Consider the following 17,126-nt stretch of genomic DNA (forward strand, 5'->3'; position numbering starts at 1 on the left):
CGATGAACCAGCTGGATAACTTCCTGCACCGCGCCGAAGCCCTGCTGGCGCGCGTGGAGGCTTTGCTGCCGCCCGCCGCGCCGCGCGATCCGGACTTCCGGCACGGCTATGCCTACCGCTGGCGCAAACGCGCGGGCAGCGGCAACGTCAAATACCTGCAGGCGGTGACGCACGCGTCGACCATCCGCCTCGCCGACCTGCAGCACATCGGCCCGCAGAAGGACCAGATCGAGCAGAACACGCGCCAGTTCGTGGCCAAGCGCCCGGCCAACAACGTCCTGCTGACGGGCGCGCGCGGCACCGGCAAATCGTCGCTCATCAAGGCGTGCCTGAACCAGTTCGCCCAACAGGGCCTGCGCCTGATCGAAGTCGACAAGGCCGACCTGGCCGACCTGCCGGACATCGTCGACCTGGTCGCCGGCCGGCCGGAGCGCTTCGTGATCTTTTGCGACGACCTCAGTTTCGAAGAGGGCGAAGCGGGCTACAAGGCGCTCAAGGTGGCGCTGGACGGCAGCATCGCGGCACAGTCCGACAACGTGGTGATCTACGCGACGTCGAACCGCCGGCACCTGATGCCGGAAAGGATGTCGGACAACGCGAGCTACAAGCACACCGACGACGGCGACCTGCATCCGGGCGAGACGGTCGAGGAAAAGATCTCGCTGTCGGAGCGCTTCGGCCTGTGGCTGTCGTTCTATCCGTTCAAGCAGGACGACTACCTGGACATCGTCGGCCACTGGCTGGCGAGCTTCGGCTGCACGCCGGCGCAGATCGCCTCCGCGCGCGGCGACGCGCTGCGCTGGGCGCTGGGCCGCGGCTCGCGCTCGGGCCGCGTGGCCTGGCAGTTCGCCAAGGACTACGCCGGCAAGCTGCCGCCGGCGCCGGCACAGGAACAGGTCGATGCCTGAGGCGCGCATCGATATCACCTCGAAGCCGGTGGACGTCGCCGTGGGCGTGCTGATGCGCCCGAACGGCGACGTGCTCCTGGGCCAGCGCCCCGACGGCAAGCCGTATGCCGGCTACTGGGAATTCCCGGGCGGGAAAGTCGAGCCGGGCGAGGACATCTTCCATGCGCTGCAGCGCGAGTTCGTCGAAGAACTGGGCGTGAACGTGATCTCGGCCGAGCCCTGGTGCTGCGTCGAACACGTGTACGAGCATGCGCACGTGCGGCTGTACTTCTACATCAGCCGCGAGTGGGAAGGCGAACCGCAAAGCCTGGAGGGGCAGGCGTTCGCGTGGCAGGGCGCGTATGCCGTCAGCCCCCTGCTGCCGGCCACCATTCCGTTGCTGGCATGGCTGGACCAGGTGCGGTATCCCGCGCAGGGGACGGCCGCGGGCTAGTCGCCCACCGGATCGAGCAACATCGGTCCGCACGACTCGCCCTGGCAACCGTAGCCGACGATCTGGCCGCGCTCGTTGATGGCCTGCGGGTAGACGAACGTCAGGCCGGCCGCCGGATCGATCAGGTCATTCAGGTTGTGCGATCCCTTGCCGGGTTCGTAGAGAAAGCCGCCGGGCGCCGTCTGCACGCTGCCCACCACCTGGCCGCGGTTGTTGATGCCGCGCGCATCCGAGGGGAGGTCGGACAGGACGTGCATGCCGTCCGCGTCCCACAGGACGGCGCGGTAGCCCTCGGCGCCGCCGTTGTCGCGCTCGATGAATCCCACCGTCTGGCCGCGCGCGTTCACCCTGGCCGCGTGGCTGCTGTGCTCGGGCGGCGTGGGGAGCGCGGTCAGCGTGTCGCGCCGGGCGCTGAAGGCCAGCACGCGGAACTGGCCGAACGGCGTTGCCTGGTCGGTCGTGGACGAGCCGACGACCTGGCCGCGGTTGTCGATGCCGGCGCCGACGCTGGCGCGGACCGTCTGGCCGAGCGTGCCGAGGTCGCGCACCGTGCCCTGCCGGATGACGTAGGCCATGGCGTCGCCGAGGCGGTCGCTGTAGGACCCGACGATGTCGCCGGCGTCGTTGATGTCCATGGCGGTCGACGACGCGTGCACGGCCACCGGCAGTTCGTGCGCCGCACCGTCGACGAACACGACGGCACGGCGGCGGTCGGTGTCCACGTCATAGGAACTGCCGACGACCTCGCCTTTCTCGTTGATGCTTTCGGGCTCGGCATATTCGTCGCCCGGCAAGGGCTGCAGGGCGATCAGCCGGCCGTCCCGCCAGCAGAACGCGCCCGGGCTGCCGCTCGCGGTGCCGCAAATCGTTCCGCTGTTGTTGATCATCTTGGCGACGCCGGAGCCCTGGCCCGGCGTGAATGGCACCAGCACGACCGGTTCGTAGCGATATCCGGGCGCGGCGTGTGTGGAGAGCGGCAGGGCGGCGGCGGCGCCGAGCAGCAGGCTGGACAGGGTTCGACGGTGCGGCATGGAGACCTCCGGTGCGGTGAGTTGACGGAGGCCCAGAATAGGGGCCAGCGGGCCCGCATTCCTTGATATCGCTTAAGAATGATGCTCGCAGGAAACTTTGGAGCGGCCCGCGCGGCTATTCGCGCCGTATCGCTTCCCGCCGCCTGATGCGCTCCGTGGCCGCGGCCGCGCGCAGTGCGCAGGAAAAGCCCTTGCAAGGGGCGAGATGGCGCTGGTAGAAACGGATCGCGGCCTGCGCCGGCGTGGCCTTCACGTGTGCAGGATCCGTCCGCCCGCGAACGACCAGTTTTCCCAGTTCGTCTCCTTGAACACGACCATCACGTTTTCCGGATCGAAGCCGGATGCGCGCAGGTGGTCCATCAGCTCGGCCAGCAGCTTCTTCTTGACCTTCACGCTGCGCCCGACCGACCAGACGATCTCGATCAGCACGAAGTCGTCCGTGCGCGTCGTCGTGACGTCGGGGTAGTGGCTGTCGTAGCGGAAGTCGGCCGCGTCCAGTTCCAGCACGCGCTGGAACCGGTCGGTGTCGGGCACGCCGGTCGCGACGAGCGCGGCGTGGACGGCGGCGAACACCTTGTCCTTGAACTCGGCGGTCTTGGGCTTGCGGACGGTGAGCGTGACGAACGGCATGCGGAACCTCCTCGGTAAGCGCTTATTCCTTCGAGACGGAATCGTCGTCGGCGTCACCGGGCGGCGCGCCGGGGATGGTGTACTTCTCTTCGGCCCAGGCGCCCAGGTCGATTTGCTTGCAGCGATCGGAACAGAACGGGCGGAACTTGTTGGCCTCCGTCCATTCGACCTTCTTGCCGCAGGTGGGGCAGGATACGACGGTCATGGTGTGCTTCAAAAAAAATCGGTGATCAGAAATTGCAGAGCGTGAGCTCGAACGGGACGTCTTCTTCCAGCGGCTTCGGCTTCAAATCGCCGCCCTGGGTCGTGAAGCGCACCCACAGCATGTACTTGTTGGCGGAGATCTCGGGAATCGCGCCCAGCGCGTCGTCCACGGACAGGCGCAGCATCTGGTAGACCTTCCCCTGCAGCATCTGCTGGTAGCTGCCGGCCGCGGCGATCATCTTGACGGGGCCGCCGGAATCGCGCAGCAGGCGCAGCACGAGGGCCAGCGCGTCGAACAGGGGCGCCAGCGGGGCGAACCAGGCCGTGATGTCGGCGTAGCGCTGTTCGGCCGGGCGCCGCTGCCACGCGTAATAGGACGGAAGATCGAATTCGCAGGCGCCGCCGGGGATGATCGTGCGGCCGCGGATGCTCATCAGCCATTCGTTATCGCGCACGTTCTGGCCCGTCTTGCCCTGGGCGGTGACGAGGGCGTTGCTGACGGCGTCGAGCTCGGCCAGCACCGCGTCGAGCGCGTCCTTGGCGACGGCGGGATTGCTGCGGTAGCCCAGCAGGCTTTGCTTCTGGCGTTCCAGCTCTTGCAGCAGGTCGGACTTGAGGTCCGCGCGGCCCGCCACTTCCAGCATGTCGAAGATCGTCGCGAGCGCGACATGGTGCTGCAGAGGATGGTCCTGCGCTACAAAGAATTTGAACTTCTCGTACAGGTCCTCCAGCCGCAACAACGTGCGTATGCGCTCGTTGAATGGGTATTCGTAGACGATCAAAATGACATCCTTAAGAATGTAGGCTGGCAACCACGTGATTCTGAACCATGATGCACAAAATTACAAACGCTGGCTTGGTTGTCCTGCCAATTTTTCCGCTTCGTCAAGATAAAACCGGTGCAGGCGCTCGACTTGCGGCAGCAGCGCGTCGACGCCGGCGTCGTTGAGGATCACGTCGTCCGCTTCTTCCAGCCGGCGCGCGCGAGAGACCTGGGCCGCCATGATGGCGCGGACCTGTTCTTCCGCCAGCCCGTTGCGGGCCATCACGCGCGCGATTTGCGTCGCTTCCGGACAGTCGATCGCGAGCACGCGCGCCACGCGTTCGCGCCACGTGCCCGATTCGATCAGCAGCGGCACGACGAAGATCGTGTACGGACCGCCGGCGAGCAGCGCGGCCGCGGCCGTCGCTTCACGGATGCGCGGGTGCAGGATGGCTTCCAGGCGGGCGCGCGCATCCGGATCGGAAAATACGAGGGCGCGCATCTTCGCGCGGTCGAGGGCGCCGTCCGGCGTGGCGAAATCGGGACCGAAGGCGTCGATCAGCGCCGGCATCGCGGCGCCGTGCGGGGCCGTCAGGCCGTGGGCGATCCGGTCGGTGTCGATGACGGCGGCGCCGCGCGCGCCGAACAGGTCGGCCACGGTCGTCTTGCCGCAGCCGATGCCGCCGGTGAGGCCCACCGCGAAACGGGGGGCGGATCGAGGAGTTGAAACGGCCGAGCCTGGTGTGTGCATGCGTACCTCGGGCCTGGCCGGGAGGCTAGGCCAGGAAACCCTGCGCGTAGCGGGTCAATGGTGTTCCGTACAAGAGTGCGATCATACCAGCCGCCGCGAGGTAGGGGCCGAACGGGATCGGATTATTGCGGTCGCGCCGCGCGAACACGATCAGGCCGATGCCGACGATGGCGCCGACGACGGACGACAGGATGATGATGGTCGGCAGCATCGTCCAGCCCATCCACGCGCCCAGCGCGGCGAGCAGCTTGAAGTCGCCGTAGCCCATGCCTTCCTTGCCCGTGGCGAGCTTGAACAGCCAGTACACGGCCCACAGCGATACATAGCCGGCCATCGCGCCGATGACGGCGTCGCGCAGCGGGACGATGGTGCCGTCCAGGTTGATGAGCAGGCCCAGCCACAAGAGCGGGTAGGTGAGGTCGTCCGGCAGCGTCTTCGTGTCGTAGTCGATCAAGGTCATCGAGATCAGGAAGTACGCGAACACGAGGCTCGCCAGGCCCAGCCAGCCGCTGCCAAAATGCCAGATCAGCACGGCCGACAGCAGGCCCGTGACGGCTTCCACGACCGGATAGCGCGGCGAAATCGGCGCCTTGCACGCGCTGCACTTGCCGCGCAAGAACAGCCAGCTGACGATGGGGATGTTTTCCAGCGCCGTGATCCGGTGGCCGCAATGGGGGCAGGCGGAGCGGGGCACCATCAGGTTGAAGCGGTCCGGGTGCGGCAATTCCTTGCCGGCCTCGTGCGCGATGTAGTTGTCGAGTTCGCGCTGCGCCATCACGGGCAGGCGGTACACGACCACGTTCAGGAAGCTGCCGATCAACAGGCCGAATAGAAGAGCGGCGAGGGTCGCGGCGAGGGTCGCCGGGGCGGCGAAGAGCAGGATTTCCGGTGACATGATGCTCCGATGGGTGGCTGATTCCGTGAATCAACTATTCTAGGGGTTTTCCCGCCATTTGGGCAGCGTCATGACGCGTCGCCGCCACGGGTGGCCGCCGACCCCGGCCATCGCCCCGCATTAGTCGCGGTCCGTGCACCTGGCCGCGCCGGGCGCGCGCCGGAACAGCCAGAAATGTTCGTGGCCGTCGGCCGGGCGGGCGCCGTCCCAGGCCGGTTGCCACGATCCCGCGTCGCTGCAGTGCGGCAGCCGGCCTTCCGGATTCTCCAGCAGGATCTGCGTGCAGGCGGATGACGCCTGCGTCTCGAGCCGTTCCGTGACGATGCCGTCGTAGTAGCGCAGCATGGCGCGCTCGCTTTCGGCGACGCCGTAGCTCGCCACGCAGCCGGGGCCGAGCGCGGGCTGGAGCGAACCGAAAACTTCGCGATAGGATTTCACGTCGTCGGCCCACGGCATGAACAGCGCCGCCGCGAGCAGCCAGCACAGCGCGATCCCGGTCACCCACGTCTGTAACGCCGCCTGGCGCCGTGGGTAAAACGCCATGAGCCAGGCCGCGCCCGCCGTCGCGGCCAGCGCGCAGGCGAGCGCCGCAACGTCCACGTGCCGGTCGGGATGCTGCGGCAGCAGCTCGGCGAGCGCGTGCAGCCGCAGCGGATCGTGCGTCAGCACGATATACGCCCACGCGAGCCAGAGCGCGGCGGCGATGCCCCCGAACAGCACGCGCGCGCCCACGCACCACGCGAACTCCACGCGCGGCGCGAGCGTGAGCGCGCAGCGCGCGCCGAGCAGCGCCAGCGGCGGCAGCAGGGGCAGCGCGTAGCCGTCGCGGGCGGAGGCCGCGGCGACCAGCACGCCGAAGACGACCGCGGCGAACACGGCGGCCGACTGCATGCGCTCGTCCGTGCGCCACGCGCCCCGTCCGCGCCACAGTGCGAGCAGGGCGAGCGGCGCGGCCGGGAACGTGATCCACCACAGGTTCTTCGCCCAGAACCCGGGATCGTGCGCCGCGCCCAGCACCGGCACGGAAAACCCCACGAAGCGGCCGATGTTGTTCGTCCAGAGCCAGTCGTGGAACAGGTGCGGCGAACGCAGCCAGAGCGCGGCCGGCCATAAGGTGAGCCACGGCAGCGCGGCCAGCAGCGCGACGAGCACCGTGCGCGCATAGGCGCGCGCGCGCCAGCGCGCAAAGCACAGCGGCAGCAGCACGGCGGCGAGGCCGAACACGCCGGGCGCGAGCAGGCCCTTGGCGAGGAAGCCGATGCCGACGCCGGTGCCGACCTGCAGGCCGCTGGCGCCGGGCCGCGTGCGCCAGCGCGGCAGGCCCGCCATGCCGATGGCGATCCCGGCGAGCAGCGCCGTGTCGGTCAGCATCAGGTGCGAAAACGCGGCCATCCCGAAGCAGGCGAGCAGCACGAATACGGTGGTGCGCCCGAACTGCGCATCGGCCCAGCGCCGGCCGCACTGCGCCATGGCCGCGCAGGCCAGCAGGACGAACGCGCCGGTGGCCAGGCGCGCGCCGTCGGCCAGCGGCAGCACGGGCGACGTCAACGTCGCGAGCGCGCCCGCGACCCAGTAGAACAGCGGCGGCTTTTCCATGAACGCCTCGCCCGCCATCCTGGGCACGACCGCGTCGCCGGTCGCCAGCATAGTGCTCACGATGTCCGCGATATACGTCTCGTCCTGTTTCCACGGTTCATGGCCGACGAGTCCGGGCAGGACGTACAGGCCGAGCAGGACGACGAAGGTCCAGGTGCGGGTGCCGAGCACGAAGCGGCGCGCGAGGTCCGGCGCGGACGCGGGGCGCGCCGGTGCCGTGCCGGTACGCAGCAACGGGCCGATGTCGTCGAGGTCGGGCGGTGTGCTGGACATGGCGGCGTTCCTACCGCGGCGCACGACGGCGCACGGCGCGCAGGATGGCGCCCGGGTGTTGCGGCGGCACCCCATCGTTCGGCGCATGCGGCAGTAACCGGCGGCCCGCCTGTTCGTCCAGGAACGACTGCGGCTGTTCCATGACCGTTCCCATGTATGTACAACGCTTGCAAATGATAGCTCTGCGCCAGGCGCGCACACGTTACGGTTTGGTCATTTTTTCGTGTTGCCATGGCGTGTGGGAATATGATGCGGCTCGTCCGTGGAGGACGACGTTCGCAAATCCTTTGGAGAAACCATGAAAAGACATCTCGTATTCCTGCTCGGCGCATTGACGGCAGCCGCGGCATTTGCCCAGACGACCGTGCCGAATCCGCTCGCACCGGATGCGGCGCCACATGCCGCGAGCCACGGCGCTCCCGCCGCCGCGAAGTCGTCGAAGACGGCGCCGGCAGCAAAGGAACAGGCGCCCGGCGGCGGCGCGGGCAAGGTCTGGGCGAACAGCTCCAGCAAGGTCTACCACTGCGCAGGCGACAAGTACTACGGCAAGACCAAAAAGGGCGAATACCTGACGGAAGCCGACGCCAAGGCGAAGGGCTACCACGGCGTGGGCGGCAAGGCCTGCGCGAAATAAAACCTACCCTCATCGCTCATTGGCGAAGGCCAGCGCACCCACCGCCGCAAGGACGAATGCGATGCCGGCCAGTTGCCGCCATCCCACCGGCTCGCCCAGCAGCAGGGCGGCGAGCAGCAGCGCGGCGACCGGTGCCAGCGCCGTGAACAGCGCCGCTTCCGTCGCGCCGACCCGGGCCGTCCCCGCGTACCAGAGCAGGAAGCCGCCGACGGTCGGCAACAGCGCGTAATAGCCGACGGCGAGCAGGGCGGACGACGCGACAGGGGCGGTCCACGCCGCTTCCGCCAGGGCGAACGGCAGGGAGGCCGCCAGGCCGATGGCGCTCATCAGCGTCGACAGGGCGAGGGGCGGCACGGCGACGCGCAAGCGCTTGTTGAGCAGGATGAAGCAGGCTTCGCACAGCACGGCGCCGAACACGAGCGTATTGCCGGACATCGAACCGGCCGCGCTGCCGGCCGGTTGCCGATGCAGCACGAACAGCCCGGCGCTCGCCAGCGCGATGGTGGCGAGCAGCATGGGCCGCGGCCGTTCGCCGAGCAGGGCCATGGCGACGACGGTCGCGACGACAGGCAGCGTGCCGAGGATGACGCCGGCGTCGGCCGCCGACGTGGCGCGCAACCCCGCCATCAGCAGCGCCGTGTACCCGGCGGTGCCGGCCAGTCCCTGCAGGACGAGGATCGCCCCGTCGCGCCTGCCGGGGCGCGGCACGGGCGTGCCGGTCACGCGCAACAGCACGAGAAAACAGGGCAGGGCGAGCGCGAAACGCAGGGCCGTGGCCGTGAACGGTGGCAGGGCGCCGGCGGCGATCTTGCTGGCCACGACGGTGCTGCCGACGAGCAGCATGGCCAGCGCCAGGTACACATAGCCAAGGGTTTTATCGGACACGACGTTCTCCTTTCGGTGACAGGGAACGCACGATAGCCGCCGGCGCGGCGCCGGTATTGAACGAAATTGCGGGCGGTGTTACGCCAGTGCCGCCGCGTAGGTGCCGGGCGTGACGCCGTAGGTGCGGATGAAGATGCGCGTCATGTGGCTCTGGTCGGCGAAGCCGCTGGCCGCCGCGGCGTCCGCCAGCGCCGCGCCGCGCGCGAGCAGGGCGCGCGCCGCATCGATGCGGCGCTGGATCAGGTAGGCATGGGGCGTCAGCCCGGTCGCGCCGGCGAACTGGCGCACGAGTTGAAAGCGGCTGAGCCCGCAGACGCCGGCCAGGTCGGCGAGACGCCATGCGGTAGCGGGCGCATCGTCGATCATGGCCCGCGCATGCGCGATCGCGGCCGTGGCCGGCGTCCGCCGCGATCGCGCGCCATCGTCTCGCAGGCCGTGCAGTAGTTCCAGCAGCAACTGCTCGCGCAACAGGCTTGCCGAGTCGCCGCCGCCGCGCGCGGTGACGGCCGCGTAGAGGCGGTGAAAACAGGCGGCCAGCGCCGCATGGCGGGCAACCGGGTCATGGAAAGCGTACTCATGGCTGGCGCCTTCGCTCAGGTCGGCTGCCGTGGCACTGGCGAGCGGCTGAGGGAGGTACAGCATGCGCCATGCCCGGGGCGCGCCGCCGAGAGGGGCGCCATCGTGCACTTCGCCCAGGTTCACGGTGATGATGTCGCCCGCCAGTGCCTCTACCTGGCCGCGCCCGCTGCTCGAGGTCTGGCCGCCGGCCAGCATGATGCCGACGCCGAACTGTTCATGGCTGTGTCGGGCGAACACATGATCGCTGCGCGCTTCCACGGCATCCACGCCCGGCAGCGCGGAACGGATGATCGTGAAATCGGCAGGCTTTCCGGACCTGGGCATGGCGTTCCTCGTCGACGCGGATGGGCGGAACGCCGAGTTTAAGGGCGAAGTTGCCGCCGAGGCAAGGCGGCGGGCCGTACATGTCCCGCCATCAGGCTGCCTGTGGCGGTGGCCGATGGGCGATGGATATCGATGGCCGCGGCCATCGCCCGATAGCCTGCGTCGCCCGGATGCAAATGATCGCCCGAATCGAACGCAGCCCGCAGGCGGCGCGGGTTGGACGGGTCGCGCAGGACGGCATCGAAGTCGACGACGGCATCGAACGCGCCGGCCGTGCGGATCCACTGGTTCAGTTGCTGGCGCAGGCGGTCCTTTTCAGGACTGTAGTGGCCGGCGTACGGCGTGCCGGCGAGGGCGCCCTCGAACGGCGGCAGCGTGCCCGCCGTCACGCGCACGCCGCGCACGTGGGCCGCTGCGACCAGTTGCTTGTAGGCGGCCGTGAGCTCATCCAGCGTGGCGGCGCGCTCGCCTGGTGCGAACGGGCTGCCCGGCCAGCCGATGTCGTTAATGCCGAGTAAAACGATCACGTCCGACACGCCGGGCTGGCCGAGCACGTCGCGCCCGAAGCGGACGACGGCGCTCTGCCCCATGCCGTCGCGCGCCAGCCTGCCGCCCGAGATACCCGCATTGGCGACGGCGATGCCGTGCTGTGCCAGCCGTTCCGCGAGAAGGTCGGGCCAGCGGCGATCCGCATCCGGCGTCGACCCGTTGCCGTCCGTGATCGAATCGCCGACGGCGACGACGGTGCGGCCTGGCGTTGCCGCCTCGACCATGACTGCGTTCAGGAACAGGCGTCCTCCGAAGCGGCTGGTGACGCCGCCCATGGTGACTTGCACAGTCTGCTGCGCCCCCCAGTGAAAGCTGGCGATGGGCGTGGATGCGGGTAGCCGGGTCGTCACGGCCAGCCGGGACAGCGGCCGCACGGGCATGGCGACGGGATCGCTCGTCACCGTGGCGCCCGGCGCGATGGCGACGCCCGGCTGGCCGGAAAACGTCAGCGTCCGGCTGTTGGTTGCGTCGTCGGCCGGCCCGACGCGCACGGCGCCGAGTTTGACCGGCTCGCGGCCGAACCGGTTCGAGAACACGAGCCGGATGCGTTGTCCGCCGGCGCTGAGGCGGACGGTTTCGCGCAGGGTGGCGTCGTCGAGGCGGGCCGGGACGTTCATCGGCAGTGTGAAACTGCTGTCCCAGGCGGGTTGCGGCGCCGCGTACCACGACGTGAGCCAGTGGTCGCCCGCCAGCGCGGGTTGCGATTCGAATGCCAGGGCGAGGGTGAGTGCCGCGAGCGGCTTGTGTCGGGTCATGGTGAGCTCCTTTGGATGAGCGCTCACGATAGGTCATTCTGGAACGGCGAAGAAGATGGTAGGATCTTGGAACACTCATTCCAATATGGAATAAATACGATGGACACCCTGCACGCGATGCGCGTCTTCGTGCGCACCCTGGAACTGGGCAGCCTCTCGGCGGCAGCGCGCGAATTCGGCACGACGCAGCCCACCGTCAGCAAATGGCTGGCCCAGCTGGAGCGGCAATTGCGCGTGCGCCTGTTCGAGCGCAGCACGCGCGGCCTGTCGCCGACCGAGCAGGGCCAGCGTTTCCACGCCGACGCCCGACGGGTGATCGAGCAATTCGACGCGGCCGTGGGCGCCGTCCAGGGCATGACGGGGCAGGCGGCGGGACTGTTGCGGATCAACGCGCCCGTCGCGCTGGGCCAGTTCCGCATCAACGCGATGGTGCAGCAATTCATGGCCAACCACCCCGCCATCGACGTCGAGCTGATCCTGAACGACCGCTTCGTCGACCTCGTCGAGGAAGCCGTCGACGTCGCGTTCAGGCTGGGCGGCGCCTTGCCGCCGGAGGCGATCGGCCGGCACCTGGCGACGGTGCCGCGCTTTTTGGTGGCGGCGCCGACGTATCTCGCGCGGCGCGGCGTGCCGGTTGTCCCGGACGCGTTATCCGCGCACGACTTCGTGCGCTTTGCCTGGACGCCGGGCAATACGGTGGACTTGTTCCGCGGCGACGAACAGGCGCGGCTGCCGGTGTCGAGCCGCTTCCGTGTGAACAATGCGCTGGCGATACGCGAGGCGCTGGTGCTGGGCAGCGGGATCGGCGTGTGTCCGGACTGGCTGGTCCGCGATTTGCTGGACAGCGGAGAACTGGTGCGGGTGCTGGACGGGTGGTCGGCGCGGGCGCAGGATTTATACCTGCTGTATCCGTCGCGGCAGTTTCAGCCGCTGCGGACCAGGCTGTTCATCGACTTCGCCGTCGCGCAGTTCGATGGGTTGGCGGGGTTCGAGCGGCGTCAGGGATGAAGCGGGCTGTTCGGCTTGATGCGTGCCTGCCGGACCGGCGTCCGGCTTCTCGTGACGAACTTCCTGAGTTTTGGAAACACCAGCGAGCGTTCCCCGCAGTCGCTGCACAGGATGTGCTCGCTGCTCCACAGGATGCGCATCAGGGGCGTACGCGCGATCCGGCGTATGTAGGTGGAACCGCATTCGGGGCAAGAGGGCATGAGATTTACCGATAAGTTGTGAACATTCGTTCTCAACTTATCAGCCATTGCCTTGTAGCACAGTGCGGTAGCTCACAATGGGAGCAATCCTTGGCGCACCGGCGTTCAGTTGCTCGCCCCTCCGTTACACCACCGAGCCCAGCTTGAAGATCGGCAAATACATCGCGATGACCAGACCACCGATCAGCACGCCCAGCACGACCATGATCAGGGGCTCCATCAGCGACGACAGCGCCTTGACGGCCTCGTCCACTTCTTCCTCGTAGAAGTCCGCCACCTTGCCGAGCATGCCGTCCAGCGCGCCGGATTCTTCGCCGATGGCGACCATTTGCGTGACCATATTCGGGAAGACATTGGCGTTCTGCATCGCGGCCGTCAGGCTCGTGCCCGTGCTGACTTCCGTCTGGATCTTTTTCGTCGCGTCCAGGTAGACGTTGTTGCCGGACGCGCCGCCGACCGAGTCCAGCGCTTCGACGAGCGGGACGCCGGCCGCGAACATCGTCGCCAGCGTGCGGGTCCAGCGGGCGATCGTGGCCTTGCGTATTACTTCGCCGAAGATGGGGAGGCGCAGCAGCACGCGGTCCATGAACTGCTGCATCTTGAGCGACCGGCGCCAGGACTGGAAGAAGAAGTACAGGGCGCCGAAGATCGAGCCGAAGATGATGTACCACCATTGCACGACGAAGTCGGAGATGCCCATCACGATCAGCGTCGGCGCCGGCAGGTTCGCGCCGAAGCTGGAGAACACGGATTTGAACGCCGGCACCACCCAGATCATGATCACGGCCGTGACGATGAAGGCGATCGCCATGATCGCGCACGGGTACATCAGCGCACCCTTGATCTTGCTCTTCAGCGCGAGCGTCTTTTCCTTGTAGATCGCGAGGCGGGTCAACAGGTCTTCCAGGATACCCGCCTGCTCGCCGGCGCCGACCAGGTTGCAGAACAGCGGGTCGAAGTACAGCGGGTATTTGCGGAAGGCGTTGTTCAGGCTGGTGCCCGTCTCGATGTCGGCGCGCAGGTCCATGATCAGCTTCGACATGGACGGGTTCGCGTGGCCCTTGCCGACGATGTCAAACGATTGCAGCAGCGGCACGCCGGCCTTCATCATCGTGGCCAGCTGGCGCGTGAACAGGGTCAGGTCCTTGTCCTGGATCTTCTTGCCGCTGCGATAAGCCTTCTTCTTGACCTTGGTGACCATGATGCCCTGGCGGCGCAAGGTCACGTTCACGATGGTCTCGCCGCCGGCGCGCATTTCGCCGCGCACGGTCTTGCCGGTCTTGTCCTTGCCTTCCCAGGCGAAGATGTGTTCCTTGACTTGCGCGCTTGCGCCGCGGCGTGCCGGGACGGATGTCGTTGCCATGTTGAATCCTTATTCGTTCGTGCAGCCGAGCACTTCCTCGAGACTGGTGAGGCCCTGCCTGACCTTCATGAGGCCGGACCGGCGCAGCGAGTTCACGCCGTCCGCCTCGGCCTGGGCGGCAATCTGCATCGCGTTGCCGTGGCCCAGGATCAGGGCTTCGATCGCCGGCGAGATCGGCATGAGCTGGTAGATGCCCACGCGGCCCTTGTAACCGGAGCCGAGGCAGCGCTCGCAGCCGACGGGGCCGTAGGGTTTCCAGTCGCCGTCCAGGTCGCCGTCGCGGAAGCCCGCCGCCTTCAACGTGTCGCGTCCGATGTCGAGCGGCTGCTTGCACGTGCACAGGCGGCGCGCGAGGCGCTGGGCGGTGATCAGGATGACGGACGACGCGATGTTGAACGGCGCCACCCCCATGTTCATCAGGCGCGTCAGCGTCGACGGCGCATCGTTCGTGTGCAGGGTGGAAAAGACCATGTGACCCGTCTGCGCGGCCTTGATCGCGATGTCGGCCGTTTCCAGGTCGCGGATCTCGCCGACCATGATGATGTCCGGGTCCTGGCGCAGGAAGGCTTTCAGCGCGATGGGGAAGGTCAGGCCCGCCTTTTCGTTGACGTTGACCTGGTTCACGCCCGGCAAGTTGATCTCGGCCGGGTCTTCCGCCGTCGAGATATTGATGCCAGGCTTGTTCAGCAGGTTCAGGCAGCTGTACAGCGACACGGTCTTGCCGGACCCCGTCGGGCCCGTCACGAGCACCATGCCGTACGGGCGCGTGATCGCATCGATCAGGATGGCCTTCTGGTCGGGGTCGTAGCCGAGCGCGTCGATGCCCATCTGGGCCTGCGTCGCGTCCAGGATACGCATGACCGTCTTTTCGCCGAACAGGGTCGGCAGCGTGCTGACGCGGAAGTCGATCGTCTTCGTGGGCGACAGCACGAGGCGCATGCGGCCGTCCTGCGGCACGCGCTTTTCCGAGATGTCGAGCTTGGCCAGCACCTTGATGCGCGAGACGAGCTTGTCGCGGATCGACAGCGGCGGCGCCAGGTGGTCGCGCAGCACGCCGTCCACGCGCAGGCGGATGCGGTACTGCTTTTCGTAGGGCTCGAAGTGGATGTCGGACGCGCCCAGCGTGATCGCGTCCATCAGGACCTTGTTCAGGAAGCGCACGATGGGCGCGTCCTCGACCTCGGCGGCGGCCGCTTCCGATGCCTGCGTCTGCTGCGGCTCGTCCTCGGCGAACTCGATCTCGCCTTCGTCGCCGACCAGCTCGCTCAAGTCCTGCTCGGCGCTCTTGGAGAGATTCGCCAGCAGGGCCAGCAGGGCGTCGTGGGCGACGATCACCGGCTCGACCGTCGATTCGCTCTGGAACTTGATCTGGTCTAAGGCCTGGGTATTCGTCGGGTCCGACAGTGCCACCGACATCTTGTTGCCGCGCCGTGCCAGCGCGACGACGCGCTGGGCCTGCATCAGCTTGGCGTCGATGGCGTTGACGGGCAGCGACTCGAGACTGAAGGTGGCGAGATCGAGGAGGGGATAGCCGAAGGTTTCGGCGCAAAAGGCGGCCAGGGAACGCGCGTCGACGGCGCCGGCACCCAGCAGGGTGTCGATGAAACCGGCCTTGTCGGCCGACGCCTTCTTTTGCAGCGTGTCCGCCTGGGGCAGCGTCAAGCGTCCCGCCTGCACGAGGGCACGCGCCAGCCCGGGCAACGCAGTGCCAGGGGTGGTGTTGGGGAGGACTGCTGCCATATGATCAGGGTCGGAAGGACGACAAGAAGCCGGGCAGGACGGACGGCCCCGGCGGATGGTCTCGATGATGCCCGTAGGCATCTAATCGGTCAAGACTTTGTCGTGGGGAAAGATGCGTGCATACCACGTGGACGAAATGGTATGTGCGACCTAGGCAATGTCGGGTGAACAACATCGTTATTCCTCGTGCAAGGACGTGGGCAAACCGCCGGATCGTGGCCGGCGGCGCTCGGCCGGCCAAGCCCGATCAGGCTGCCAGCCAGCGTTTGACCGCGACCGGCCGCAACAGTTTCACGACCTTGATGGCCTGATTCTGCACTTGCACGACTTCGATCACACACTGACCGATCTTGAGGGCGATGGGGAATTCCGGGATTTCCTGCAACTGTTCCAGCAGCAGGCCGTTGACGGTCTTGGGGCCGTCGAGGGGCAGGTCGAGACCCAGCTTTTTATTGATGTCGCGCAGCGGCGTCGTGCCTTCGAGCAGGACTTCGCCCTGGGCATTCCACGCCATCGCATCGCTGCGCGCGGCGCCCGGTGTGGACGTCGTGAAGTCGCCGATCATTTCCTCGATGATGTCTTCGAGCGTGACGAGACCCTGCACCTCGCCGTATTCGTCGACGATGATGCCGAGGCGCTCCTTGTTTTCCTGGAAATACTGGAGCTGCGTGAAGACGCCCGTGTCTTGCGGGATGAAATAGGGCTCCGTCAACAGTTCGCGGAAGTGCTCGATCGTGAGGTCGTCTTCCTCGTTCAGCAGCGCGACGGCCTTGCGCACGTGCAGGATGCCAACGATGCGGTTGATCTCGCCTTCGTACACGGGCAGCTTGTTGTGGTAGCACGTGGTCAGCTCGGCCTTGATGTCCTCGACGGGCAGCGCAAGGTTCAGCGCCTCGATCTGGGGGCGCGGTGTCATGATGTCTTCGACGGATATCTTTTCGAGGTCGAACAGGTTCAGCAGGATGCTCTTGTGCTTTTGCGGGATATAACTGCCCGCTTCCAGCACGACGGAGCGCAACTCTTCCGGCGACAGGCGCTGCTGGGCATCCGCATGGCCGACGCCCGCGGTGCGGATGTGCAGCAGGCGCAACAGGCCTTTCACGAACAGGTTGACGAACCAGATGGCCGGCTTGGCCACCTTCATCAGTGGCCGCAGCACATAGCTCGAGCCGAGCGAGATGCGTTCCGGGTAGGTGGCGCCGATGATCTTGGGCGAGATCTCCGCGAACACGATCAGCAGGAATGCGACGACGGCCGTGGCGACCGTGATCACGCTTTCGGCGTGGCCGAAGAACAGGATCGCGATCGCGGTGACGAGCGCCGTCGCCATCGCATTGATCAGCGTATTGGCGATGAGCACGAGGGACAGCAGCTTGTCCGTGCGGTCCAGCAGCCACAACGTGGTGATGGCGCCGCGGTGGCCCCGTTTCGCAAGATGGCGCAGGCGATATTTATTCGCCGCCATCAGGGCGGTTTCCGCCATCGCGAAGAAGGCCGAGCAAAGGATCAGGAGGGCGAGTGCGAGAATGAGCACCCAAAGTGGTACGGTTTCCAAGGATCACCGTCAAGAATCGTCGGGAAACTGGCGAGGCCAGCGCAGAGGCC

General features: G+C 67.2%; 19 protein-coding genes. 4 read left to right on the forward strand and 15 right to left on the reverse strand.

The window, feature by feature from the left end:
• Positions 1–2 precede the first annotated feature (2 nt).
• Both ACEN9Q_RS01705 and ACEN9Q_RS01710 read left to right on the forward strand, forming a co-directional pair.
• Positions 3–908: an ATP-binding protein gene (locus ACEN9Q_RS01705; protein WP_495627142.1), complete on the forward strand. Its 906-nt coding sequence runs from the start codon at positions 3–5 to the stop codon at positions 906–908.
• The gene (locus tag ACEN9Q_RS01710) at positions 901–1,341 is read left to right on the forward strand and encodes an NUDIX domain-containing protein (protein ID WP_056449650.1); all 441 of its coding nucleotides are present in this window, start codon (positions 901–903) and stop codon (positions 1,339–1,341) included. The genes ACEN9Q_RS01705 and ACEN9Q_RS01710 overlap by 8 nt, the downstream gene beginning before the upstream one ends.
• Here ACEN9Q_RS01710 and ACEN9Q_RS01715 read toward each other — a convergent pair.
• The 9 genes from ACEN9Q_RS01715 to ACEN9Q_RS01755 all read right to left on the reverse strand — a co-directional run bounded on the left by ACEN9Q_RS01715 (position 1,338) and on the right by ACEN9Q_RS01755 (position 7,626).
• Positions 1,338–2,372, reverse strand: coding sequence for a hypothetical protein (locus ACEN9Q_RS01715; RefSeq protein WP_495627143.1), 1,035 nt, complete (start codon positions 2,370–2,372; stop codon positions 1,338–1,340). The two genes, ACEN9Q_RS01710 and ACEN9Q_RS01715, sit on opposite strands and share 4 nt — an antisense overlap.
• A gap of 115 nt (positions 2,373–2,487) precedes the next feature.
• Positions 2,488–2,625, reverse strand: a complete 138-nt coding sequence (locus ACEN9Q_RS01720; protein ID WP_495627144.1) for a hypothetical protein — start codon at positions 2,623–2,625, stop codon at positions 2,488–2,490.
• Positions 2,622–3,002, reverse strand: a complete 381-nt coding sequence (locus ACEN9Q_RS01725) for a tautomerase family protein (RefSeq protein ID WP_056449655.1) — start codon at positions 3,000–3,002, stop codon at positions 2,622–2,624. Before ACEN9Q_RS01725 ends, ACEN9Q_RS01720 begins: the two co-directional genes overlap by 4 nt.
• A 22-nt stretch (positions 3,003–3,024) precedes the next feature.
• Positions 3,025–3,207, reverse strand: a complete 183-nt coding sequence (yacG, locus tag ACEN9Q_RS01730) for a DNA gyrase inhibitor YacG (protein WP_056449657.1) — start codon at positions 3,205–3,207, stop codon at positions 3,025–3,027.
• 25 nt (positions 3,208–3,232) lie between these two features.
• Complete coding sequence (gene zapD / locus ACEN9Q_RS01735; protein WP_056449660.1) at positions 3,233–3,988, reverse strand: cell division protein ZapD; 756 nt, start codon at positions 3,986–3,988, stop codon at positions 3,233–3,235.
• A gap of 60 nt (positions 3,989–4,048) precedes the next feature.
• Entirely contained in the window at positions 4,049–4,720 is a 672-nt protein-coding gene (gene coaE / locus ACEN9Q_RS01740) for a dephospho-CoA kinase (RefSeq protein WP_056449662.1), read from the reverse strand.
• Between the two features lie 25 nt (positions 4,721–4,745).
• Positions 4,746–5,615, reverse strand: a complete 870-nt coding sequence (locus ACEN9Q_RS01745) for a prepilin peptidase (RefSeq protein WP_495627145.1) — start codon at positions 5,613–5,615, stop codon at positions 4,746–4,748.
• A gap of 120 nt (positions 5,616–5,735) precedes the next feature.
• On the reverse strand, positions 5,736–7,484 hold the full coding sequence (locus ACEN9Q_RS01750; protein WP_495627146.1) for an ArnT family glycosyltransferase: 1,749 nt from the start codon (positions 7,482–7,484) through the stop codon (positions 5,736–5,738).
• 10 nt (positions 7,485–7,494) lie between these two features.
• Positions 7,495–7,626, reverse strand: a complete 132-nt coding sequence (locus ACEN9Q_RS01755; protein ID WP_267874983.1) for a hypothetical protein — start codon at positions 7,624–7,626, stop codon at positions 7,495–7,497.
• Positions 7,627–7,782: 156 nt separating this feature from the next.
• On the opposite strand from ACEN9Q_RS01755, the gene ACEN9Q_RS01760 reads away from it, so the two are divergent.
• Complete coding sequence (locus ACEN9Q_RS01760) at positions 7,783–8,118, forward strand: hypothetical protein (protein ID WP_495627147.1); 336 nt, start codon at positions 7,783–7,785, stop codon at positions 8,116–8,118.
• A gap of 9 nt (positions 8,119–8,127) precedes the next feature.
• Here the strand turns inward: ACEN9Q_RS01760 and ACEN9Q_RS01765 are convergent, their stop codons facing one another.
• The 3 genes from ACEN9Q_RS01765 to ACEN9Q_RS01775 all read right to left on the reverse strand — a co-directional run bounded on the left by ACEN9Q_RS01765 (position 8,128) and on the right by ACEN9Q_RS01775 (position 11,210).
• Positions 8,128–9,003 (reverse strand): DMT family transporter, encoded by an 876-nt coding sequence (locus ACEN9Q_RS01765; RefSeq protein ID WP_495627148.1) that lies wholly within the window; start codon positions 9,001–9,003, stop codon positions 8,128–8,130.
• A gap of 78 nt (positions 9,004–9,081) precedes the next feature.
• Positions 9,082–9,906: an AraC family transcriptional regulator gene (locus ACEN9Q_RS01770; protein ID WP_495627149.1), complete on the reverse strand. Its 825-nt coding sequence runs from the start codon at positions 9,904–9,906 to the stop codon at positions 9,082–9,084.
• Positions 9,907–9,944: 38 nt separating this feature from the next.
• On the reverse strand, positions 9,945–11,210 hold the full coding sequence (locus ACEN9Q_RS01775; protein ID WP_495627150.1) for an SGNH/GDSL hydrolase family protein: 1,266 nt from the start codon (positions 11,208–11,210) through the stop codon (positions 9,945–9,947).
• Between the two features lie 99 nt (positions 11,211–11,309).
• Between ACEN9Q_RS01775 and ACEN9Q_RS01780 the strand changes: the two genes are divergently transcribed.
• Positions 11,310–12,218 carry a LysR family transcriptional regulator gene (locus ACEN9Q_RS01780; protein WP_495627151.1) on the forward strand — a complete coding sequence of 303 codons (909 nt, stop codon included), beginning with the start codon at positions 11,310–11,312 and terminating at the stop codon, positions 12,216–12,218.
• A 324-nt stretch (positions 12,219–12,542) separates the two neighbouring features.
• On the opposite strand, the gene ACEN9Q_RS01785 is transcribed toward ACEN9Q_RS01780, so the two are convergent.
• The 3 genes from ACEN9Q_RS01785 to ACEN9Q_RS01795 form a co-directional block, all read right to left on the reverse strand.
• Complete coding sequence (locus ACEN9Q_RS01785; RefSeq protein ID WP_056449678.1) at positions 12,543–13,781, reverse strand: type II secretion system F family protein; 1,239 nt, start codon at positions 13,779–13,781, stop codon at positions 12,543–12,545.
• A 9-nt stretch (positions 13,782–13,790) separates the two neighbouring features.
• Positions 13,791–15,521: a type IV-A pilus assembly ATPase PilB gene (gene pilB, locus ACEN9Q_RS01790; protein ID WP_495627152.1), complete on the reverse strand. Its 1,731-nt coding sequence runs from the start codon at positions 15,519–15,521 to the stop codon at positions 13,791–13,793.
• Between the two features lie 247 nt (positions 15,522–15,768).
• A complete protein-coding gene (locus tag ACEN9Q_RS01795; RefSeq protein ID WP_056449683.1) occupies positions 15,769–17,076 on the reverse strand; it encodes an HlyC/CorC family transporter in 1,308 nt (435 codons plus the stop codon).
• Positions 17,077–17,126: the final 50 nt, after the last annotated feature.

Source organism: Massilia sp. Masssp93 (assembly GCF_059491295.1).

Excerpts from the sequence above, each read along its gene's own strand:
- ACEN9Q_RS01705 (WP_495627142.1), top strand. The coding sequence starts at position 3 with ATGAACCAGCTGGATAACTTCCTGCACCGCGCCGAAGCCCTGCTGGCG.
- ACEN9Q_RS01710 (WP_056449650.1), top strand. The coding sequence starts at position 901 with ATGCCTGAGGCGCGCATCGATATCACCTCGAAGCCGGTGGACGTCGCC.
- ACEN9Q_RS01715 (WP_495627143.1), bottom strand. The coding sequence starts at position 2,372 with ATGCCGCACCGTCGAACCCTGTCCAGCCTGCTGCTCGGCGCCGCCGCC.
- ACEN9Q_RS01725 (WP_056449655.1), bottom strand. The coding sequence starts at position 3,002 with ATGCCGTTCGTCACGCTCACCGTCCGCAAGCCCAAGACCGCCGAGTTC.
- yacG (WP_056449657.1), bottom strand. The coding sequence starts at position 3,207 with ATGACCGTCGTATCCTGCCCCACCTGCGGCAAGAAGGTCGAATGGACG.
- coaE (WP_056449662.1), bottom strand. The coding sequence starts at position 4,720 with ATGCACACACCAGGCTCGGCCGTTTCAACTCCTCGATCCGCCCCCCGT.
- ACEN9Q_RS01745 (WP_495627145.1), bottom strand. The coding sequence starts at position 5,615 with ATGTCACCGGAAATCCTGCTCTTCGCCGCCCCGGCGACCCTCGCCGCG.
- ACEN9Q_RS01750 (WP_495627146.1), bottom strand. The coding sequence starts at position 7,484 with ATGTCCAGCACACCGCCCGACCTCGACGACATCGGCCCGTTGCTGCGT.
- ACEN9Q_RS01755 (WP_267874983.1), bottom strand. The coding sequence starts at position 7,626 with ATGGAACAGCCGCAGTCGTTCCTGGACGAACAGGCGGGCCGCCGGTTA.
- ACEN9Q_RS01760 (WP_495627147.1), top strand. The coding sequence starts at position 7,783 with ATGAAAAGACATCTCGTATTCCTGCTCGGCGCATTGACGGCAGCCGCG.
- ACEN9Q_RS01770 (WP_495627149.1), bottom strand. The coding sequence starts at position 9,906 with ATGCCCAGGTCCGGAAAGCCTGCCGATTTCACGATCATCCGTTCCGCG.
- ACEN9Q_RS01775 (WP_495627150.1), bottom strand. The coding sequence starts at position 11,210 with ATGACCCGACACAAGCCGCTCGCGGCACTCACCCTCGCCCTGGCATTC.
- ACEN9Q_RS01780 (WP_495627151.1), top strand. The coding sequence starts at position 11,310 with ATGGACACCCTGCACGCGATGCGCGTCTTCGTGCGCACCCTGGAACTG.
- ACEN9Q_RS01785 (WP_056449678.1), bottom strand. The coding sequence starts at position 13,781 with ATGGCAACGACATCCGTCCCGGCACGCCGCGGCGCAAGCGCGCAAGTC.
- pilB (WP_495627152.1), bottom strand. The coding sequence starts at position 15,521 with ATGGCAGCAGTCCTCCCCAACACCACCCCTGGCACTGCGTTGCCCGGG.